Source organism: Streptomyces malaysiensis subsp. samsunensis (assembly GCF_024519315.1).
Classification (GTDB): domain Bacteria; phylum Actinomycetota; class Actinomycetes; order Streptomycetales; family Streptomycetaceae; genus Streptomyces; species Streptomyces malaysiensis.
In genome coordinates this window covers 102,197-121,177 of the sequence record NZ_JANIIC010000015.1, presented here as the reverse complement: position 1 = coordinate 121,177, position 18,981 = coordinate 102,197, and the positions used below count along the sequence as shown (strand labels likewise).

Below are 18,981 nucleotides of genomic sequence, written 5' to 3'. Positions count from 1 at the left end.
GCGACGGCGCCGCGGACGGTCGACGGCGGGTCAGGGCACTTCCGGCGGAGCGCTCAGTCCCAGGCCAGCCGTATCCGGGCGGCGGGGTCCGCCACCCGCGTCCATGTCCGGGCGATGCGCATGGTCGTCCGGTGCGCGCTGTCGTACCGCGGCCAGCCGGGGTCGCCCGTCCTCGCGAACCGGATCCAGGTGGCGTGGACGCGGGGGGCGAGGTCGGCGGGCGGCTCGGCCGGGCCGAGGATCGCCTGGGGGCCGTGGAGCCCCGGCAGCCCGGTGCGGTCGAACACGAACGGCAGCTCCACGACGTGCGCGGCGCCGAGCCGGCCGTCCAGGGCCTCCGACCGCCAGGCGAACTCGTAGACGTGCGTACCCGACGAGGGGTGCCGGGCGTGGGCGGCCGCGAGCCGCCGCGTGCCCGCGCCGAACAGGGCGTCCGTCATGATGGCGGACCGCAGCCGGCCCGCGGACGCCCCGGGCCGCTCCTGGCGGTAGACCTCCACCAGCTTCTCCGGGGCGGGGTGGGAGCGCGCCGCCGCGGCGAGGACGTCCTCCTCGGTCGAGGACGTCAGATGGCCCACCCGATAACACATCACCACCGCTCCGAAAACTTTTCGGAGCCCAGTACTGATAGATCCTCTTTACGGCCACAGGACATGCACACACGCCATAGAGCCGCAGCTCAGAGGTGAATCGATGGAAGCACCGACGAAGACTTCTACCGGAATCATTCCGGAAAGAAGCGTTGACGTTACGTCAGCCGCGCAGCATACTCCGCATCGATCGCTGCCCATCGGCACACCACTGCCACCACCCGCCCACCGGCCCCCGGGCGGGTCGGCAGTCCCGCGAAAAGGTGCACCCCCAGCACGGCCGGACGATCCGCTCGACAGCGTTCGGCCCCCGAAGAAGGGACAGCAATGGTCATCGACTCCTGTCAGGAACGCGCGGAGAGGCGTTTCCGCTTACCCGTCCGGAGGGCGCTCAGCCTCGGTGTCGTCGGCTTGCTCACCGCCGCCGGTGTTCTGAGCCTGTCCGGTCCCGCCAACGCGGCGAGCACCCTCGGTGGCGCGGCGGCGGCCAAGGGCCGGTACTTCGGTGCCGCCGTGGCCGCCAACCACCTCGGCGAGTCCCAGTACGCCGCCACACTGGACACCGAGTTCAACTCAGTCACCCCCGAGAACGAGATGAAGTGGGACGCCGTCGAAAGCTCCCGCGACTCGTTCAACTTCTCCCGCGCCGACCAGATCGTCGGCCACGCCCAGGGCAAGAGCATGCAGATCCGTGGCCACACACTGGTCTGGCACTCCCAACTGCCCGGCTGGGTGGGCGGTTTGAACGCCACCGACCTGCGTTCGGCGATGAACAACCACATCACCAAGGTGATGCAGCACTACCAGGGCAAGATCTACGCCTGGGACGTGGTCAACGAGGCGTTCCAGGACGGCAACAGTGGCGCCCGGCGCAGCTCGCCGTTCCAGGACAAGCTGGGCAACGGCTTCATCGAGGAGGCGTTCCGCACCGCGCGTGCGGCCGACCCCAACGCCAAACTCTGCTACAACGACTACAACACCGACGGTCAGAATGCGAAGAGCAACGCGGTCTACAACCTGGTCAAGGACTTCAAGGCCCGCGGGGTGCCGATCGACTGCGTGGGCTTCCAGTCGCACTTCAACAGCCAGTCCCCGGTCCCGGGCGACTACCAGCAGAACCTCCAGCGCTTCGCCGACCTCGGCGTGGATGTGCAGATCACCGAGCTGGACATCGAGGGCTCCGGTTCGGCCCAGGCCGACAACTACCGCCGTGTCACACAGGCGTGCCTGGCGGTGTCCCGCTGCACCGGCATGACCGTATGGGGCATCCCCGACAAGTACTCATGGCGTGCCAGCGGCACCCCGCTGCTGTTCGACGACAACTACGGCAAGAAGCCCGCCTACCAGGCGGTGCTCACCGCGCTGGGCGGCACCGGCGGCGGTGGCGACGACGGTGGCGGTGGCGGTGGCAGGACGTGCACCGCGACGTACTCCGAGACACAGCGGTGGGGCGACCGCTTCAACGGCCAGGTGACGGTGCGGGCCGGATCCTCCGCCATCAGCGGCTGGACGGTGACGGTGACCCTGCGTTCCGCCCAGAGCGTCTCCACGACCTGGAACGGCAGCCCCAGCTGGGACGGCAGCGGCAAGGTCATGACGATGCGGCCCAACGGCAACGGCAACCTGGGCGCCGGAGCGACCACCAGCTTCGGCTTCACGGTAATGGCGAACGGGGACTGGTCGGCCCCCGCCGTCGGCTCGTGCACCGCCTCCTAACCGACCGGCAGGCGACAACACCCGCACTTCAGGAGGGAATATGACCGGACGAGGAAAGGCCGGCGGAAACCGCCTGCGGATCGCGCTCGTGGCCGCGGCCACGGCAGCCCTGGCGGCCTTCTCCGCCGCACCGTCCCCGGCGGCCACGCCCGGCGCGGCGGGCACCGACACGGCCTGGGCCGACTGCCCGAACGGATACGTGGGTCTGACGTACGACGACGGGCCGAACCCGTCGTCGACGCAGACCCTGCTCAACGCCCTGCGGGCGGGCGGCGCGAAGGCCACCTTCTTCATCTGGGGGCAGCACGCCGAGCAGTACCCGGATCTGCTCAGGGCCGAGCAGGCGGCGGGCATGTGGATCGCCAATCACACCACCACGCATCCCCATCTCACCCAGATCGGCGAACCGGCGGCGTACAACGAGATCGCGGGCACCCAGAACACCGTCCGGCGCATCACCGGACAGACGCCCACGCTGTTCCGGCCGCCGTACGGGGAGACCAACGCCCAGGTCAAGGCCGATGAGGCCCGTCTCGGGCTGACCGAGGTGCTGTGGAACGTGGACTCCCAGGACTGGAACGGGGCCGGCACCCAGCAGATCGTCCAGGCCGCCGCCACCATGCGGGCGGGCAGCATCATCCTCATGCACGACGGCGGTTACCAGACCACCGTCGCCGCCGTGCCGCAGATCCTCAGCGGGCTCGCGGCACGGGGGCTGTGCCCCGGCAGGATCACGGCCGGAGCGGGCGGCGGGGCGGTCGTCACGGCGCCCTGAGCACCGCGCCCTGAGCACTGCGTCCGAGCGCGCTCCGATGCTCCCGCATCGCCGGCGCCCATGTGTTCGCCACCGCGGTAGGCGGTGCGCGGCCGGGGCGCCGGCGACTGGCGCTGTCACCGGCCGCCGTCCGGCCGCGGGGCGGGCAGCACCGCGGAGCCGACACGGAGGACACGGCCGGGGCCGACAGGGCGGTCAGGAGGCGGTGTTCGGGCGGGCGGTCAGGTCGAGTGCGATGTCCGTGATCATGTCTTCCTGGCCGCCGACCATCTTGCGGCGGCCGACCTCGACCAGGATCGCGCGGGTGTCCAGCCCGTGGCGGGCCGCTGCGGTCTCGGCGTGGCGCAGGAAGCTGGAGTACACGCCCGCGTAGCCGAGGGTGAGGGTCTCGCGGTCGACGCGGACCTCACGGTCCTGGAGCGGCCGGACGAGGTCGTCGGCGGCGTCCATCAGCGGGAACAGATCGCAGCCGTGTTTCCAGCCCATCAGGTCGGCCACCGCGATGAACGCCTCCAGCGGGCAGTTGCCCGCCCCGGCGCCCTGGCCCGCGAGGGAGGCGTCGACGCGGGTGACGCCGTTCTCGACGGCGACCACGGTGTTGGCCACGCCGAGGGCGAGGTTGTGGTGGGCGTGGATGCCGAGTTCGGTGTTCGGGTCGAGCACATCGCGGTAGGCGCGGAAGCGGTCCCGGACAGCGTCCATGGTCAGCCGGCCGCCGGAGTCGGTGACGTACACGCAGTGGGCGCCGTAGGACTCCATCAGCTTGGCCTGGCGGGCGAGTTCGGCCGGTTCGGCCATATGGGACATCATCAGGAACCCGGCCACGTCCATGCCCATCTCGCGGGCGGCGGAGATGTGCTGGGCGGAGATGTCGGCCTCGGTGCAGTGGGTTGCGATGCGCACGGAGCCGATGCCGAGGGCATGGGCCCGCTTCAGGTCGTGCAGGGTGCCGATGCCCGGCAGCAGCAGCGTGGTGGGGGTCGCCTTGCCGGTGGCTTCGACGACGGCCTCGATCCAGTCCCAGTCGGTGTGGGCGCCGATTCCGTAGGTGATGCTGGAGCCGGACAGGCCGTCGCCGTGGGCGATCTCGATCGCGGCCACCCCGGCGGCGTCCAGGGCGGCGGCGATGGTGCGGGCCTGCTCGACGGTGTAGCGGTGGCGGATGGCGTGCATGCCGTCCCGCAGGGTCACGTCCTGGATGTACAGGGCGGGCGGAGCGGCGGCGGTGGCGCCGGCGTCGGGCGTGGTCATCGTGCGGCCTCCTCGCCGGTGCGGTGGGCGGCCATGCGCTCCGCGGTGCGCAGCGCGGCCGAGGTCATGATGTCGAGGTTTCCGGCGTAGGCCGGGAGGTAGTGGGCGGCGCCCTCGACCTCGAGGAAGACCGATACCTTCACCGCGTCGGTGTGCGTGGCGTCGGCGGGCAGCAGGGAGCGCAGCGGGTCGTCGGACCCCACCTGGTCGAACTGCACCTTCTGCTTGAGGCGGTAGCCGGGTACGTACGCCTGGACCCGGCCGACCATGTCCTCGACGGCGGTGGTGACCTCCTCGGTGGCGCAGCCCGAGACCAGGCAGTGCACGGTGTCGCGCATGATCAGCGGTGGTTCGGCCGGGTTGAGGACGATGATGGCCTTGCCGCGGGCGGCGCCGCCGACGCGCTCGATGGCGGAGGCGGTGGTCTCGGTGAACTCGTCGATGTTCGCCCGGGTGCCGGGGCCCGCGGAGCGGGAGGAGATGGAGGCGACGATCTCCCCGTAGTGGAGGGGGGCAACCGCGCCCACCGCGGCGACGATCGGGATGGTGGCCTGGCCGCCGCAGGTGACCATGTTGACATTGGGCGCGCCGAGGTGGGCGTCGCCGTTGACCGGGGGCACCACATAGGGGCCGATGGCCGCCGGGGTGAGGTCGACGAGGGTACGGCCGAGGGGGCGCAGCACCTCGTCGTGGCGCTGGTGGGCACCGGCGGAGGTCGCGTCGAAGACGATCTCCACATCCGCGAACTCGTCCATCGCCACCAGCCCGTCCACGCCCTCATGGGTGGTGGCCACCTTGAGGCGGCGGGCGCGGGCCAGACCGTCGGAGTCGGGGTCGATCCCGGCCAGCGCGGTGATCTCCAGGGTGTCGGAGAGCCGCAGCACCTTGATCATGAGATCGGTGCCGATGTTGCCGGACCCGATGACCGCCACCTTGGTGCGGGTGTTCGTCGCGCCGCTCACCGGTGGTCTCCTTCCGCGGCGAACCGGACCTCCACGGCGCCCAGGTCCGAGATCCGGGCGTGGAACACATCGCCCGGGGCGGCGGGGACCATCGGTCCCAGCGCCCCGGTCAGGACGAGGTCGCCCGCCCGCAGCGGATCGCCGCGCTCGGCGAGGGCCGAGGCCAGCCAGACGGCCGCGTTGAGCGGGCTGCCGAGACAGTCGGCACCGGTCCCCTGGGAGGCCGTCTCGCCGTTGCGTGTCATGGTCATCCGCACGGAGCGCAGGTTGAGCCCGGCCAGCGGCACCGGGGAGGCGCCGAGGACGTACAGCCCGCAGGAGGCGTTGTCGGCGACGGTGTCGACGATGGAGATGTCCCAGTCCCGCACCCGGCTGTCGACGATCTCCAGCGCGGGCAGCGCGAAGTCCGTGGCGCGCAGCAGGTCCACGACGGTGCACCGGCGGTGTGGCAGGTCGTGGCCGAGCACGAGCGCCACCTCGGCCTCCACCTTGGGCTGGAGCAGCCGTCCGGCGGGCACCTCGCCGCCCTCCGGTACGGCCATGTCCGCGAACAGCGCGCCGAAGTCCGGCTGGTCCACGCCGAGTTGGCGCTGCACGGCGGGAGAGGTCAGACCGATCTTCCGGCCGACGATCCGGCGGCCGGTGGCCTGCTCGCGTTGCAGATTCAGCCGCTGCACCGCGTAGGCGGCCTCGATGCCGCCTTCGGCACCATCGGCACCATCGGCACCATCGGTCAGGAGTGTGCGCACCGGCGGACACGGGGTCCCGCGGCGGGCGGCGTCCGCGAGCGCGTCGGCGACCTTGACCACGGCCGCGGGAAAGGCGTCCTGCGGGACGTGGCCGGGAACATTCGGCACGGGCAACCTCCTGAGGAAGAACATGGGGGCCGGGCCCCTGCGCTCTCGATGTGCCTCCGGTATAGACGCGCCACCCGCCGCGAGCCAACTTTCGTTCCGCGACATGGAACGTGGCGAGCGACGGCGGGCCGGGCGAGGCCGCAGTGACCTTCATGTTCCCCTCCGGCCGAAGGCGCCGTACCGCCTGACGGAACTGTCCCGGTGAACGGGCTCGAGCGGTGTGGAGGCGCCCGGCCGGCTGGGCACAGCCGAAGCCGGACGGCTGCCACCTCTGACGCGTCAGGGCCGGGGGAACAGCGAGCGGTAGAAGGGCGTCGTACGGAAACCGTCCGCATGGTGTGTCGAGCCCCAGCTCAGCGGCGCCGGCCGGGCGCCGGCCCGGTGCAGTTCGCCGACGAGTCCGTAGTCGGGGTGTACGCCGTCGTCGCTCACCACCGTGGTGAAGTCGAACTCGAACCGGTCGCCCGGCCGCACCGGCAGACCCTCCTCCGCCAGCGGGGCGTACGCCGGGGTCCAACTGCTCGGCTGGAACAGCGAGTCGATCGGCTCATCGTCCTCGGCCACCCACAGCCGCATGCCCAGCGCGAGCCCGGAGAAGCGGCCCTCCCGGGTGAAGGTGAGCTCGGCGGCGTCGACGCCCTCCGGGTGCAGATCGCCGTTGAACTCCAGCGGCTCCACCTCGACGACGTCGGACAGATACGCCCGCTCCCGCACCTTCGGATTGTCCTGCACCCCCTCGAGGACCAGCCGCAGATCGAAGGGACGGCCCACCGAGGCGAACACCTTCTCCACATAGGGGAGGACCAGGGGCGGAAAGCCGAGCGGTTCGCCGAGGTTGGCGCTGCTCACATCGAGGGCGACGGCCGTGGTGGCGCTGCGGTGCGGGATGAACACCCCGCCGGGCCGCACCAGGCGCTCCCGCGCGTCCCGCAGCACGCGGCCGGCGCCCTCCGAGCCACCGAGCGTGCCGATGATCTCGGAGACACACATCTCGACGGGCTCGGGCAGTTCGATCTCGGTGGACAGCCCCTCGACCACGGTGATCCGGTCGGCGAAACCGGCCTGCTCGATGTTCTTCCGGGCGATCTGCGCGGACCTGGGGATGACTTCCACGGCCCATACGTGTCGCGCTCCGGCGCGGGCGGTGGCCAGTGCCCACACCGCGTCCTGACCCGTGCCGATGTCGAGCACCGTACGGCCGGGGGCGTAGCGCCGGACGGCTTCGGAGTACCGGTTCATCCGACGCTCATCCTTGATCATCACCTCGTAGGCGACGTCGTCGTACACCGGATACTCACCGATCGAAGCGAACAGCCAGACCGGGTTCGACTCCAGATCGCAGGCCCGAACGGGCACCTTGTGGCCCGGTGTCGCCAACTCCGCGACGAAGGAACGCTGCATCTTCTGAACCTTTCTCTGTGTCCTCCCCCGAGGCGACTTTCAGGGCCAGCATGCCAGGCCGGAAAACCTGGAATTCCCTAGGAATTGCGTTCGTCATAGCTGAATAAAGCTCACACATAGCGTGGTTAAAGCGATGACAAAGCACCGTGGGCGGCGCGATCGGCACCCGCTCCCCCGGTGCCGCCCCGCCCGACCGCCGCCACCTCCGACGACGCGCGCTGACGGGCTTTACGCCGCCGTGCGGCGCCTCCACGGAACAGGCCCCGATGGGAAATTGGCATGTCCGCGACCGTACGGAGGTTGCTTGTGGAGGTGGATTCGGCTGGATTTCGCGGATGGACCGCCGGATCCACCGCCGGAGCGTCCGAAAATAATCACCGCCAAATTACTAATACGGTTATCCGTAGTAATTGACGAGACACGCTCTCATGGCCACTGCACCGACGGCGGACCATCTCCCCCGGATGACCCAGAGAAATATGAAAGTTGAAGGAATATCGGCCGCGGAGGGCCCGCCAAGTCGTCTCCCCCCTACGGCCGTTCCGCCCGCAACGGATCAGGCGCCGTTCATCTGGCCGCCCCCACGTGGTCACGGCCCTTGACCACAGTGCGAGCCGAGGTCACCGATTCTTCACACGATGCGCGGGAGTGCGGATGAACGCGGCGGAACGCAACCAACTGGGCAGACGGACACTCCTGCGGGCCACCGCCGCGGTGTCGGCCGCGGGCACGGTGGCCGTCACATCGGGTACGACACCCGGCCACGCCGCCACCGCGAAGTCCGGCGGCCACCGGTACGACCAGGACTCACCGCGGTTCAGCCTCGCGGTCCTGCCGGATACGCAGTACCTCTTCGACGCCGACAGCTCCGACCCGGAACCGCTGCGGGCCACCTTCCGGTATCTGGTGTCCCAGCGCGAGGACGCCAACATCGCCTTCATGACGCACCTCGGCGATGTCACGGAACACGGCTCGCGGGACGAGATCGCGCTGGCCGCGTCCACGTTCGGGACCATCCACGGCAAGGTCCCCTACAGCGTCCTGGCCGGCAACCACGACATCGACTCCAGCACCGACGACCAGCGCGGCGACAGCGCCTATCTCGACGCCTTCGGCCCGCGGCGGTTCTCCGCCATGCCCACCTTCGGCGGCGCCTCGTCCGACGGCTACAACAGCTACCACGTCCTGACCGCGGGCGGGCGCGAGTGGCTGGTCCTCGCCCTCGACTGGCGGCTCTCCGCCTCCGGGCTGAGCTGGGCGCAGAAGGTGCTCGACGCGCACCCCACACTGCCCGCGATCCTCACCACCCACGACCTGGTCTGGGCCGACGACGAGGGCAGCGCACAGCTCTCGGACAACGGCCGCCGGCTGTGGGACGGCCTCATCCGCGGCAACGACCAGATCTTCCTCGCCCTCGGCGGCCACTACTGGCCCCCGGGGCGCACCGTCCTGACCAACGACGAGGGCAACGATGTCCACGTCCACATCACCAACTACCAGGACCGGTACTACGGCGGCGCCGGGATGATCCGCCTCTACGCCTTCGACCTCGTCCGCAACGTGATCGACGTCGAGACGTTCTCGCCCTGGTTCCTCAGCCGCGACCCGGAGAAGAGAACACCTCTGGAGGCGGAGACCATCGAGCTGACCGGCCCCACCGACCGGTTCAGCCTCGGCATCGACTTCGAGCGCCGCTTCTCCGGCTTCGCGCCGGTCGTGCCGCGGAAGCCGCGCCCGGCTTCCGAGGTCATGCCGCGCGGCACCCTCGCGTACTGGCGCTTCGACGCCTCGGGCACCGCCTCCCGCGCGGGCGCGGACGGACCGGTCGGAACGGAAACGGTGGTCCGCGACCTGTCCGGCCACGGCAACGACCTCCGGGTGACACGGCTGCACGACAGCAAGCCCGAGATCCTGACGTGGTCCGGCGACCACCACCGCGACCAGCCCGCCCACGCCAGTCTGCGCTTCGACGGCGGCAAGGCGCCCGACCGCGGCGCGACCCTGACCACCTCCGCCACCGCACCGCTGAACTCCGAGAAGTTCACGAGCGGCTACACCATCGAGACATTCATCAAGCTCCCGGAACCCTTCGAGGGCGACCACGCCTGGATGGGCATCCTCAGCTGGGAGGGCCGCAACGGCGACGCGGGCAAGACCACCGGCTGGTCCCCCGACGAGCCCACGTGCAGCCTCAATGTGACCCCCGAACGCTTCCTCCAGTTCGTGGTCTACCCCCAGGTGCAGGACGCCGATCCCACCTCCTGGAGCCACGCCCTGCCCGTGGGCCGGTGGACCCATATCGCCGTCGTCAACGACGGCCACCACACCGTGGTGTACGTCGACGGCTCGAAGATCGCCCGCAACCCCGGCCAGCCCTCGACGGGCATCGCCACCCTCGGCAAGCCCTTTGTGATCGGTGCCACCCAGTTCGAGGAGAAGTTCGGCCAGGGCTTCTACGGCTGGATCGGCGACACCCGCATCGTCAAACGAGCCCTGGCGCCGAAGGACTTCATGACGGCCCGCGCCTAGTGTCTTACGATCACGTGTATGCAGCTTCGTTACCAGTTCCGCGTCTGCCCGACGCCCGGTCAGCGCATCCGCGCGGCCAGGGTTTTCGGGTGCAGGCGTGTGGTCTGGAATGACGCCCTGGCCCGGATCAAACCGGTCAAGGCGTCGAACAAGCTGCTCGGGAACCCGAAGAACCGGATCGCCCAGGGCCCGTACCGGCTGGTCCCGAAGAACCCGGACCTGGCCAAAACCCTGATCACTGACGCGAAGAAGACCCCCGGGCGGGTATTCCTGTCCCACGCGCCGGTCGGTGTACTCCAGCAGACGCTCCGGGATCTGGACGCGGCATGGAAGGCGCACGAGGACTCCAAGACCGGCAAGCGGAAGGGACCGAAGGTCGCCCCGCCGAAGTACAAGTCCCGCAAGGACAACCGGCAAAGCGCACGGTTCACCCGCTCCGACCGGTGGTTAATCACCGAGAACGGCAAACTGAGGCTGCCGAAAATAGGCGACCTCACAGTGAAGTGGACCCGGGACCTGCCGTCCGCACCCAGCTCGGTAACACTGATCAAGGACCGTTCCGGCCGGTACTGGGCATCCTTTGTCGTGGAGACCGACCCTGCCGCCGACATCCTGCCGCCTGCGGACGGGGACCAGGGAATCGACCTGGGCTTGACCCGGTTCGCCGTCCTCGCGGACGGCTCGCACATCGCCTCCCCGAAGTACCTGCGAAGGGCAGAAAAGAAGCTGAAGAAGCGGCAGCGTGAGCTGTCGCGGAAGAAGAAGGGATCCAGCAACCGGGACAAGGCCCGGACCAAGATCGCCCGCGCACACGCCGCCGTGGCGGACGCGCGCCGCAACTTCCATCACCAGTGGTCTCACAAGCTGACGAGCGAGAACCAAGCCGTCTTCACCGAGACCCTGAACGTGCGTGGACTGGCGCGTACCCGCCTGGCCAAGGGCGTGCACGACGCGGGCTGGACACAGTTCGTGACGATGCTGGAGTACAAGACGGCCCGGCGTGGTCGCTCCTTCGCCAAAGTCGACCGGCACTTCCCGTCGTCGCAGATCTGTTCCGCCTGCGGCTTCCGGGACGGACCCAAGCCGCTGCATGTACGCGAGTGGACGTGCCCGAACTGCGACACCCCGCACGACCGCGACTGGAACGCTGGCAAGAACGTTCGCCTTGAAGGCCGCCGCATCCTCGCGGCGACAGCACCACCCACCCCAGGACCTGGGGCCCGACGCCGGTAACGGCAGCGGTAAACGCCTGCGGAGCGCACGTAAGACCAGGCAGCAGCCCGGCAGCGCGCACAACCCCCACCCAGGTGGGAAGGAACCAGGAACCCACCCGAAGCGGGCGGTCCCCACCCATGAGGACCACCCCCCGACGGAAAATCCTCGCCCCTTAGGGCGATGGAGGAGGTCAATGGGACCAGATCCTCGTAGACCTCGCCGGACACACGGACCGCACGGTCATCTGCTACCGGGGCCACAGCACCATGCCACCCGCCCCGATCGCCGACCCGCTGGTCGAGAAGGGACGGGCCACGCTCGGGATCTGCGCCTGGCAGAAGCCCGGCGAGGACGGCCCGGTCGACTGAACCCGTTGCGTCACTCCCCCGCCGACGGCCGCCGCGCCCAGAACAGCGCGTGGCCGCCGTCGCCCTCGGGAACGAACTCCTCGCCCTCGACGGTCAGTCCGGCCTGGGTGAGCCAGTCCCGGTAGGTCGCGGCGTCGGCGTGGCTCCACCACATCGTGGTGCCACCGCCGAGCCAGTTGTCATCGGTGCCGGTCCAGGCGGTGTGCCCGGTGGTGGCCAGGAACCAGCCGCCGGGGCGGAGCCAGGTGGCGATCCTGGCGAGGAGGGGAGGCTGTTCGGCCAGCGGGATGTGGATCAGGGCGTAGAGGGAGACCACCGCGTCGAAGGTGGCGGCCGGGAACTCCACGGCCGTGGCGTCGGCCCGGCGGAACTCGGCCTCCGGCACGAGCTGCCGCGCCCGGCGGATCTGCTCCCCGCTGATGTCGACACCGGTCACACGGTGCCCGGCGGAGGCCAGGGTGCGGGCCACCGGTACGCCGCTGCCGCACCCCAGGTCCAGCACGGTGGCGGCGGCCGGGATGCGCTGTTGGAGGGCACCGAGCCAGGGCTGGTACTTGGTCTCGGTGGCGTAGGACTGCTCGTAGTGGCGGGAGAGCGCGTCGTAACCGCGCCTGACCACGTCCTTGGGGTCGTCAATGTCCACGGCCAGGCACGGTAGTTCGGGGCGGGCGCGTTCCGCGAACGGTTTTCGTGCGTCGGTGCGGCGCCGTTCGCGCCTCCGGCGCCTTTGAGCATGGGTCCGGGGGTGCCCTGGCCAGGCTCCGTCGCCGACCACCGGGCCTGTGGGGGCGAGGCCCGGTGGCGGCCTCCGTCGGCCCATGTTGAGGACCGGTCCGGACTGCGGCGGGGGGTGGGGTACCCCTGGAAAACGTTTGACAAATTAGTTGCGCCAGATCAAGCGTTTTTAAGAAGGGGGTACCGAACCCCCGTCGCCCGCGCTCCGGAGGGGCCCCGGCCACCGAGCACAGAAGCCGCCACCGGCGCCACGCCCCACCCAGCCCGGCGGCCGGCGACGCGAGCCCGGCCCGGCACCCCCTGCCCCGCTGCTCACATGCGCCGAAGGCGCGAGACGATGCCCGCGCCTGGTCGCCCCTCCCCAGCGCCGTCAGACCTTGCGTACTGCGGCGACGAACTCCGCCCAGGCCCCGGAGGGGACGACCAGGGCGGGGCCGTTCTTGTCCTTGGAGTCGCGGATGCCGACCTGAGCGGTGTGGCGCAGGTGGGCGATCTCGACGCACGCGGTGCCGTTCGCCTCACTGTAGGAGGACTTGAACCAGGCGCGTTCCGGTGCGGTGTCGGATGCTATGCGGTGGGTCATGTCAGACCTCTCGTGCTAGTCGTTGCAGGAATGCTGGTGTCTCAACAGGGGCGAGAGCCGCTGCGCGCAAGCCCTCGAACCTGCGAGAGAAGGACCAGATCGTGGTGTCTTTGTCGCTGATGTCGGACCCATCGGCGACGTCGGATTGCACAACCGTCGGCAATGGGGAGCCGAACTCCAGGAGGGTGAAGTTGGCACCTGGACGGTAGGTGGGCGTGGACATGGGGAGGATCTGCACCGTCACGTTGTCGAGTTGAGCGACCCTGATGATCTCCTCGTACTGCTCGCGCATCACGTCCGGGCTCCCGACCACCCGGCGCAGCGAGGCTTCGTCCTGGATGACCCACAGCTCCAGCGGGTCCTCCCTGCGAGTGAGGGCCCGCTTACGTTCCATACGGATCTGGATGTGCCGCTCGACGAACTCAGTCGTCGTCTCCTCGATGGACTTCGCCGCCTGAAACAACTCACGGGCGTATCGCTCGGTCTGCAACAACCCGAGGACCACATTCGGTTGCCAAGCCCGGATGCTCCGAGCACCGCTCTCCAGCCCGATGTACATCCCCATGCCGGACGGCAGCACGCTGCGATAGAGCGACCACCACCCCCGGTTGAGCGAGTCCCGGTGGATCTCGACCAGGAAGTCCACGTCTTCCTCGTCCTCGACTCCGTAGCGGTCCAGCAAAGTCCGCAGCTCCGCGGTGGTCTTGAGGCCGGTCAGCCCGTTCTCCACGCGATGGAGCTTCGAAGGGGAGAACGTCAACCCGTCCACCGCCTCCGCGAGAGTGAATCCGGCCTTGTCCCTCAACCGCTTGAGCTCCCAGCCGAGTTGCATGCGACGGACCGTGGGTCCTGTTGGCGCTGCCACGAGTATGCCTCCCGGTGGGTTGAGCCTGCCATGCCGTGGTGCGAGTTCCGAGTCTGGCACCGAGAACCCGCTTTGTTCTGACAACAGCCCACTCGGTCACATATGCCATCTCAAGCGAGAAATTCAATCACCCTTGCACAGCAAGTCTCACGACCGTGAAGCTGTTTCCGCCACCGCCCCATCACTCGCGGTAGCCGAACCTCGGAACGCCATGGAGCCCTCATGCCTTCATCACGCCCTCGTCTGCTGCCCTGGCCCGGACTGAACGGGCAGCCCTGCTTCCTCGTCACCGACAACACCGGCACCAGCTACCTCTCCCGGCTGGCCGACGAGATGGAGGCCGTACAGCTACAGACCGGGGCCGACCTTCTCGGGCATGCCCGGCCGCTGCTCCGGGACCGCAAGGCCGACGCCTTTGAGCTGCGCTTTGTGGGACATCGGCTCGCCGAGGCGCTGCATGACGCGCTGCGGGTGGCCGAGAGCCGGGGGCGGCGGCTGGAGGACCGGGAAGAGACCGCACCCGAGCAGAGTTAGTAGAAGCATGAACAACAGCGTGGACGTCGTGGTCATCGGTGCCGGGCAGGCGGGCTTGTCCGCCGCCTACCACCTGCGGCGGGCCGGGTACGAGCCCGGCACCGGCTTCGTGGTGCTCGACCACGCGCCCGCGCCCGGCGGGGCGTGGCAGTTCCGGTGGCCGTCGCTGACGTACGGCAAGGTCCACGGGATGTACGACCTGCCCGGTATGCGGCTGACCACCGACGAGGCGGATGCCGAGCGGCCCTCGTCCGAGGTGATCCCCGCGTACTTCACACGCTATGAGCGCGCCTTCGATCTGCGGGTTGTCCGCCCTGTGCATGTCACCGCCGTACGGGACGGGGACGATGGGCGGCTGCTGGTCGAGACCTCGGCCGGGACCTGGTCCGCACGGGCGCTGATCAACGCGACCGGGACCTGGGACCGGCCGTTCTGGCCCCGCTACCCCGGCCAGGAGACCTTTCGGGGGCGGCAGCTGCACACCGCGCAGTACCCCGGGCCAGAGGCGTTCGCCGGGCGGCGGGTGATCGTCGTCGGGGGCGGGGCCTCCGGGGTGCAGCATCTGCTGGAGATCGCCGAAGTGGCCGCCGAGACGACCTGGGTGACCCGGCGCCCGCCGGTGTTCCGCGAGGGGCCGTTCGGCGAGGTGCAGGGGCGGGAGGCCGTGGCGATGGTCGAGCAGCGGGTACGGCAGGGCCTGCCGCCGCGGAGTGTGGTGTCCGTGACCGGGCTGCCTCTGACGGAGGCGATGCTGCGCGCCCGTGAGCAGGGGATACTCGACCGGCTGCCGATGTTCGAGCGGATCACCCCGGACGGGGTGGTCTGGGCGGACGGGCGCCATGTCGAGGCGGACACGATCCTGTGGGCCACCGGCTTCCGCGCCGCGATCGACCACCTCGCCCCGCTGAGGCTGCGCGAACAGGGTGGCGGGATCGCCGTCGAGGGGACCGGGGCGGTCCGCGATCCGCGCGTGCATCTGGTCGGCTACGGGCCGTCGGCCAGCACGGTCGGGGCCAACCGCGCGGGGCGCACCGCCGTACGGGACATCAAGGCGCTGCTGACCGCCGCTCCGGCATCGCCCCTGGCCCCGGCGTATTCCTCTTAGCCCCGCCCGGGGTGCACAACGGTGCCGAGGGGGCCGGCCCCGCCGAGGCGATGGTCAAGCCACCGGTTTGGGGGCGAACGTCGAGTCCCTGACCACCAGTTCCGGCTGGAGCACAATGCGCCGGTGGTGATGGATGTCCGCGTCCTCGCCGGTCTCCTCGATCAGCAGCTCAGCGGCCGTGTGCCCCATCCGGAAGGCGGGCTGCCGCACCGACGTCAGCGGCACCGCGGCCGCCGCCGCGAACTCGATGTCGTCGTACCCCACCAGCGCCACCTCCCCCGGCACCGAAACCCCGGCCGCGAAGAGGGCCTGGAGCACCCCCAGGGCCAGCAGGTCGTTGGCGCAGAACACCGCCGTCGGCCGCGGTGAGATCCCCAGCAGCCGCGCGCCCGCGTCCCGGCCGGAGGCCACGTCCAGCCGCTCGGCCTCGATGTGGATCATCGTCTCCGCGGGCAGTCCCTCCTCCGCGAACGCGCTGAGCAGCCCGGCGCGCCGGTCCTGGCACTGCGGGAGCAGCATCGGACCGCTGACGTAGACCACCGAGCGGTGGCCCTGGGCGATCAGATGGCGGCCGGCGAGCGCACCGCCCTCGATGTCGTCGACCGACACCGAACACCCCTCGGCGCTGGGCACCTCGCGGTCCACGAAGACGAACGGGATGTCATGGCGCCGGAAGCCGTCCAGGTTGCCGCCGGTGACATCGGCCGGGGTGACGAGCACCCCGCGCACCCGGTGCTCGGCGAAGAGCCCGAGGTAGTCGGCCTCCTCATCCGGGCTCTGCGCGCTGTTGCACACCATCACCCCCAGCCCCGCCTCCCGCGCCGCCCGCTCCGCACCGCTCGCCACATCCACGAAGAACGGGTTCGCCATGTCCAGCACCAACAGCGCGATGATCCGGCTGCGCCCCGCGCGCAGCTGGCGCGCGGACTCCTGGCGTACGTAGCCCAGGCGCTCGATCACCGCCTGCACCCGGTCGCGGGTGGTCTCGGCGACCATCTCGGGCCGGTTGATCACGTTCGAGACGGTGCCCACCGACACTCCCGCCTGCCGCGCGACGTCCTTGATCCCCACCATGCGTCCCACGACCCGGGCCCTCCGCCTTCCCGCGACCTACCGCGGTCGCGGGAACATCGTAGTGCTCTGTTCGACCGGTCGGGCAGGACCGTCACCTCCCAGATGCCCGCCCAGCCGCCTCCTCAGCCGCGGGCGCGGACCAGGCTCGACCCGCGGACGACGAGTTCGGGCTGGAGGACGATCCGCTGGTGGCGGTGGTCCCCGGCCCGCTCCCCCGTCTCCTCGATCAGCAGCTCGGCCGCCGTACGACCCATCCGGAAGGCGGGTTGCCGCACCGACGTCAGCGGCACCGCGGCCGCCGCCGCGAACTCGATGTCGTCGTAGCCCACCAGCGCCACCTCTCCCGGCACCGAAACCCCCGCCCCGTACATCGACTGGAGCACCCCGAGGGCCAGCAGGTCGTTGGCGCAGAACACCGCCGTCGGCCGCGGTGACATGCCCAGCAGCCGGGCCCCCGCGTCCCGGCCCGAGGCCACGTCCAGCCGCTCCACCTCGACATGGCGCAGCGCGGACTCGCCGAGCCCCCGCTCGCCCAGGGCGCGCAGCGCGCCATCGCGGCGGTCGCGGCACTGGGCCAGCCGCATCGGCCCGCTCACATAGGCCACGCCGCGATGGCCCAGGTCCAGCAGATGGCGGACGGCGAGTTCACCGCCGGTGACATCGTCGACCGACACCGAACACCCCTCGGCGCTGGGCAGCACCCGGTCGACCAGCACGAAGGGGATGGGCTGCCGCCGGAACGAGGCGAGGTTGCGCCCGGTCATATCGGCCGGTGTCATCAGCACCCCGCGCACCCGCTGCTCGGCGAAGAGCCCGAGGTAGTCGGCCTCCTCATCCGGGCTCTGGGCGCTGTTGCACACCATCACCCCCAGCCCCGCCTCCCGCGCCGCCCGCTCCGCACCCCGCGCGACGTCCACGAAGAACGGATTCGCCATGTCCAGCACCAGCAGCGCGATGATCCGGCTGTGACCGGCCCGCAGCTGACGCGCCGACTCCTGGCGTACATAGCCCAGGCGCTCGATCACCGCCTGCACCCGGTCGCGCGTGGCCTCGGACACCGACTCCGGGCGGTTGATGACGTTGGAGACGGTGCCGACCGAGACCCCGGCCGCACGCGCCACCTCCTTGATGCCCACCCCTGGTGCCATCGTCAGGAGGGGGGTGCGAAGTCGATGACGCGGAACCGGGAGGTGGCGAGGGCGACGGCGGCGAGGGGTCTCATCCGGGCGTCTCCGTTCTGCGTCGTTGGACATACGGTTTCGGAGAAAGTCCGCTACGGTTCGGCAGCGCCCCGAAGGGGCGCGGGACTGTGTCGATATCGCCGACCGCCTCGGAATCAGAAGTGGAACTTGTCGATATTGGCCTTGTCGAAGACGGTGGGCGGGCCGAGGATGACCTCGCCGTCCTTGCCGACCGTGTACTCGCCCAGCTTCCCGGCCTTGAACTTCTCCCCCTCGGCCCCGGTGATCTGCCCGGAGGCGAGCGCGGCCGCGGCGAACGAACCGAGGTAGCCCAGCTTCTTGGGGTCCCAGAGCGCGAACTGCTCGACGGTGCCGTCCTTGACGTACTTGCGCATCTGGTTGGGCGTGCCGAGTCCGTTCAGCACGACCTCGCCCTTGTACGAGGAGCCGCTGATGTAGCGGGCGGCCGCGGCGATGCCGACCGTGGTGGGCGCGATGATGCCCTTCAGCTTGGGGTATGCCTTGAGCAGGCCCTGGGTCTCCTGGAAGGACTTCTGGTCGTCGTCGTCCCCGTACACCGTCTTGACCAGCTTCATGTTCTTGTAGGCGGGCTTGCTCAGCTCGTCCTTCATGAAGCGGATCCAGGTGTTCTGGTTGGTGGCGTTCTGGGTCGCGGAGAGGATCGCGATCTGGCCCTTGTAGTCCAGCTGCTTGGCGAGGTGCTGGACCTGGCTGCGGCCGATCTCCTCGGAGCTGGCCTGGTTGATGAAGAGCTGACGGCAGGCCGGGGCGGTGTCGGAGTCGTACGCCACCACCTTGATGTCCTTCTTCATGGCCTGCTTGAGCGGGCCGCACACCGCGTTGGGGTCGTTGGCCGCGATCAGGATGGCGTCCTGCCGCTGCTGGATCAGGGTGTTGATGTAGGACACCTGAGAGGAGGCGCTGGCGTCGGACGGGCCGACCTCCTTGCCCTTGCCGCCGAACTCCCCGACGGCCGCGATCCCCGCCTCGTCGACGAGCTTCTCGTAGGGGTTGTTGATCTGCTTGGGCAGAAAGGCCAGCTTGAGGCCCTTCTTCAGGGGCGCGTCGGGGTCGGCCTTGGCGTCGCTCCTGGCGGCGCCGCCGTTGTCGTTGTCCTTCTTGGTGGTGCCGCCGCAGCCGGCCAGGGCCACGGCCAGGGCACAGACCGCGGCGGCGGTGGCGGCGCGGCGTCCGGGGAAGCTCATCATGGAGGGACCTT

Annotated in this window: 16 protein-coding genes and 1 pseudogene; 6 read left to right on the top strand and 11 right to left on the bottom strand. The window is 70.0% G+C overall.

Going from position 1 to position 18,981, the window contains the following annotated elements; genetic code table 11:
* Positions 1 to 53: 53 nt before the first annotated feature.
* Positions 54 to 578 (bottom strand): annotated as a pseudogene (locus NQU54_RS15545) (carboxylesterase family protein); the annotation flags it as partial.
* Between the two features lie 339 nt (positions 579 to 917).
* Between NQU54_RS15545 and NQU54_RS15540 the strand changes: the two are divergent.
* Together NQU54_RS15540 and NQU54_RS15535 are read left to right on the top strand one after the other, a co-directional pair.
* Positions 918 to 2,306 (top strand): glycoside hydrolase family 10 protein, encoded by a 1,389-nt coding sequence (locus tag NQU54_RS15540; RefSeq protein ID WP_257631570.1) that lies wholly within the window; start codon positions 918 to 920, stop codon positions 2,304 to 2,306.
* Positions 2,307 to 2,346: 40 nt separating this feature from the next.
* Entirely contained in the window at positions 2,347 to 3,081 is a 735-nt protein-coding gene (locus NQU54_RS15535; protein ID WP_257631569.1) for a polysaccharide deacetylase family protein, read from the top strand.
* Between the two features lie 195 nt (positions 3,082 to 3,276).
* Here the strand turns inward: NQU54_RS15535 and dmpG are convergent, their stop codons facing one another.
* From dmpG to NQU54_RS15515, 4 genes are all read right to left on the bottom strand, one after another.
* Complete coding sequence (dmpG, locus tag NQU54_RS15530) at positions 3,277 to 4,332, bottom strand: 4-hydroxy-2-oxovalerate aldolase (RefSeq protein WP_257631568.1); 1,056 nt, start codon at positions 4,330 to 4,332, stop codon at positions 3,277 to 3,279.
* Positions 4,329 to 5,294 (bottom strand): acetaldehyde dehydrogenase (acetylating), encoded by a 966-nt coding sequence (locus NQU54_RS15525; RefSeq protein WP_257631567.1) that lies wholly within the window; start codon positions 5,292 to 5,294, stop codon positions 4,329 to 4,331. Before NQU54_RS15525 ends, dmpG begins: the two co-directional genes overlap by 4 nt.
* On the bottom strand, positions 5,291 to 6,157 hold the full coding sequence (mhpD, locus tag NQU54_RS15520; protein ID WP_306278733.1) for a 2-keto-4-pentenoate hydratase: 867 nt from the start codon (positions 6,155 to 6,157) through the stop codon (positions 5,291 to 5,293). Before mhpD ends, NQU54_RS15525 begins: the two co-directional genes overlap by 4 nt.
* 273 nt (positions 6,158 to 6,430) lie before the next feature.
* Complete coding sequence (locus NQU54_RS15515) at positions 6,431 to 7,552, bottom strand: 50S ribosomal protein L11 methyltransferase (RefSeq protein ID WP_257631566.1); 1,122 nt, start codon at positions 7,550 to 7,552, stop codon at positions 6,431 to 6,433.
* A 654-nt stretch (positions 7,553 to 8,206) separates the two neighbouring features.
* On the opposite strand from NQU54_RS15515, the gene NQU54_RS15510 reads away from it, so the two are divergent.
* On the top strand, positions 8,207 to 10,081 hold the full coding sequence (locus NQU54_RS15510; protein ID WP_257631565.1) for a LamG-like jellyroll fold domain-containing protein: 1,875 nt from the start codon (positions 8,207 to 8,209) through the stop codon (positions 10,079 to 10,081).
* A gap of 18 nt (positions 10,082 to 10,099) precedes the next feature.
* Positions 10,100 to 11,314 carry an RNA-guided endonuclease InsQ/TnpB family protein gene (locus tag NQU54_RS15505; RefSeq protein ID WP_257631564.1) on the top strand — a complete coding sequence of 405 codons (1,215 nt, stop codon included), beginning with the start codon at positions 10,100 to 10,102 and terminating at the stop codon, positions 11,312 to 11,314.
* Between the two features lie 360 nt (positions 11,315 to 11,674).
* Here NQU54_RS15505 and NQU54_RS15500 read toward each other — a convergent pair whose 3' ends face one another.
* The 3 genes from NQU54_RS15500 to NQU54_RS15490 form a co-directional block, all read right to left on the bottom strand.
* The gene (locus NQU54_RS15500; RefSeq protein WP_257631563.1) at positions 11,675 to 12,307 is read right to left on the bottom strand and encodes a class I SAM-dependent methyltransferase; all 633 of its coding nucleotides are present in this window, start codon (positions 12,305 to 12,307) and stop codon (positions 11,675 to 11,677) included.
* Between the two features lie 462 nt (positions 12,308 to 12,769).
* Complete coding sequence (locus NQU54_RS15495; protein WP_257631562.1) at positions 12,770 to 12,982, bottom strand: DUF397 domain-containing protein; 213 nt, start codon at positions 12,980 to 12,982, stop codon at positions 12,770 to 12,772.
* A 1-nt stretch (position 12,983) separates the two neighbouring features.
* Complete coding sequence (locus NQU54_RS15490) at positions 12,984 to 13,814, bottom strand: helix-turn-helix domain-containing protein (RefSeq protein WP_257631561.1); 831 nt, start codon at positions 13,812 to 13,814, stop codon at positions 12,984 to 12,986.
* Between the two features lie 255 nt (positions 13,815 to 14,069).
* Here NQU54_RS15490 and NQU54_RS15485 point away from each other — a divergent pair, with 255 nt between their 5' ends.
* Both NQU54_RS15485 and NQU54_RS15480 read left to right on the top strand, forming a co-directional pair.
* Complete coding sequence (locus tag NQU54_RS15485; RefSeq protein WP_257631560.1) at positions 14,070 to 14,381, top strand: hypothetical protein; 312 nt, start codon at positions 14,070 to 14,072, stop codon at positions 14,379 to 14,381.
* Positions 14,382 to 14,388: 7 nt separating this feature from the next.
* The gene (locus NQU54_RS15480; protein ID WP_257631559.1) at positions 14,389 to 15,486 is read left to right on the top strand and encodes an NAD(P)-binding domain-containing protein; all 1,098 of its coding nucleotides are present in this window, start codon (positions 14,389 to 14,391) and stop codon (positions 15,484 to 15,486) included.
* Between the two features lie 54 nt (positions 15,487 to 15,540).
* On the opposite strand, the gene NQU54_RS15475 is transcribed toward NQU54_RS15480, so the two are convergent.
* From NQU54_RS15475 to rhaS, 3 genes are all read right to left on the bottom strand, one after another.
* The gene (locus tag NQU54_RS15475; RefSeq protein WP_257631605.1) at positions 15,541 to 16,560 is read right to left on the bottom strand and encodes a LacI family DNA-binding transcriptional regulator; all 1,020 of its coding nucleotides are present in this window, start codon (positions 16,558 to 16,560) and stop codon (positions 15,541 to 15,543) included.
* 122 nt (positions 16,561 to 16,682) lie between these two features.
* Positions 16,683 to 17,708, bottom strand: coding sequence for a LacI family DNA-binding transcriptional regulator (locus NQU54_RS15470; protein ID WP_257631558.1), 1,026 nt, complete (start codon positions 17,706 to 17,708; stop codon positions 16,683 to 16,685).
* 188 nt (positions 17,709 to 17,896) lie between these two features.
* Positions 17,897 to 18,970: a rhamnose ABC transporter substrate-binding protein gene (rhaS, locus tag NQU54_RS15465; RefSeq protein WP_257631557.1), complete on the bottom strand. Its 1,074-nt coding sequence runs from the start codon at positions 18,968 to 18,970 to the stop codon at positions 17,897 to 17,899.
* Positions 18,971 to 18,981: the final 11 nt, after the last annotated feature.

Coding starts and splice junctions, on each gene's coding strand:
- NQU54_RS15540 (WP_257631570.1), top strand. CDS start 918: ATGGTCATCGACTCCTGTCAGGAACGCGCGGAGAGGCGTTTCCGCTTA.
- NQU54_RS15535 (WP_257631569.1), top strand. CDS start 2,347: ATGACCGGACGAGGAAAGGCCGGCGGAAACCGCCTGCGGATCGCGCTC.
- dmpG (WP_257631568.1), bottom strand. CDS start 4,332: ATGACCACGCCCGACGCCGGCGCCACCGCCGCCGCTCCGCCCGCCCTG.
- NQU54_RS15515 (WP_257631566.1), bottom strand. CDS start 7,552: ATGCAGCGTTCCTTCGTCGCGGAGTTGGCGACACCGGGCCACAAGGTG.
- NQU54_RS15510 (WP_257631565.1), top strand. CDS start 8,207: ATGAACGCGGCGGAACGCAACCAACTGGGCAGACGGACACTCCTGCGG.
- NQU54_RS15505 (WP_257631564.1), top strand. CDS start 10,100: ATGCAGCTTCGTTACCAGTTCCGCGTCTGCCCGACGCCCGGTCAGCGC.
- NQU54_RS15495 (WP_257631562.1), bottom strand. CDS start 12,982: ATGACCCACCGCATAGCATCCGACACCGCACCGGAACGCGCCTGGTTC.
- NQU54_RS15490 (WP_257631561.1), bottom strand. CDS start 13,814: ATGCAACTCGGCTGGGAGCTCAAGCGGTTGAGGGACAAGGCCGGATTC.
- NQU54_RS15485 (WP_257631560.1), top strand. CDS start 14,070: ATGCCTTCATCACGCCCTCGTCTGCTGCCCTGGCCCGGACTGAACGGG.
- NQU54_RS15480 (WP_257631559.1), top strand. CDS start 14,389: ATGAACAACAGCGTGGACGTCGTGGTCATCGGTGCCGGGCAGGCGGGC.
- NQU54_RS15475 (WP_257631605.1), bottom strand. CDS start 16,560: ATGGTGGGGATCAAGGACGTCGCGCGGCAGGCGGGAGTGTCGGTGGGC.
- NQU54_RS15470 (WP_257631558.1), bottom strand. CDS start 17,708: ATGGCACCAGGGGTGGGCATCAAGGAGGTGGCGCGTGCGGCCGGGGTC.
- rhaS (WP_257631557.1), bottom strand. CDS start 18,970: ATGATGAGCTTCCCCGGACGCCGCGCCGCCACCGCCGCCGCGGTCTGT.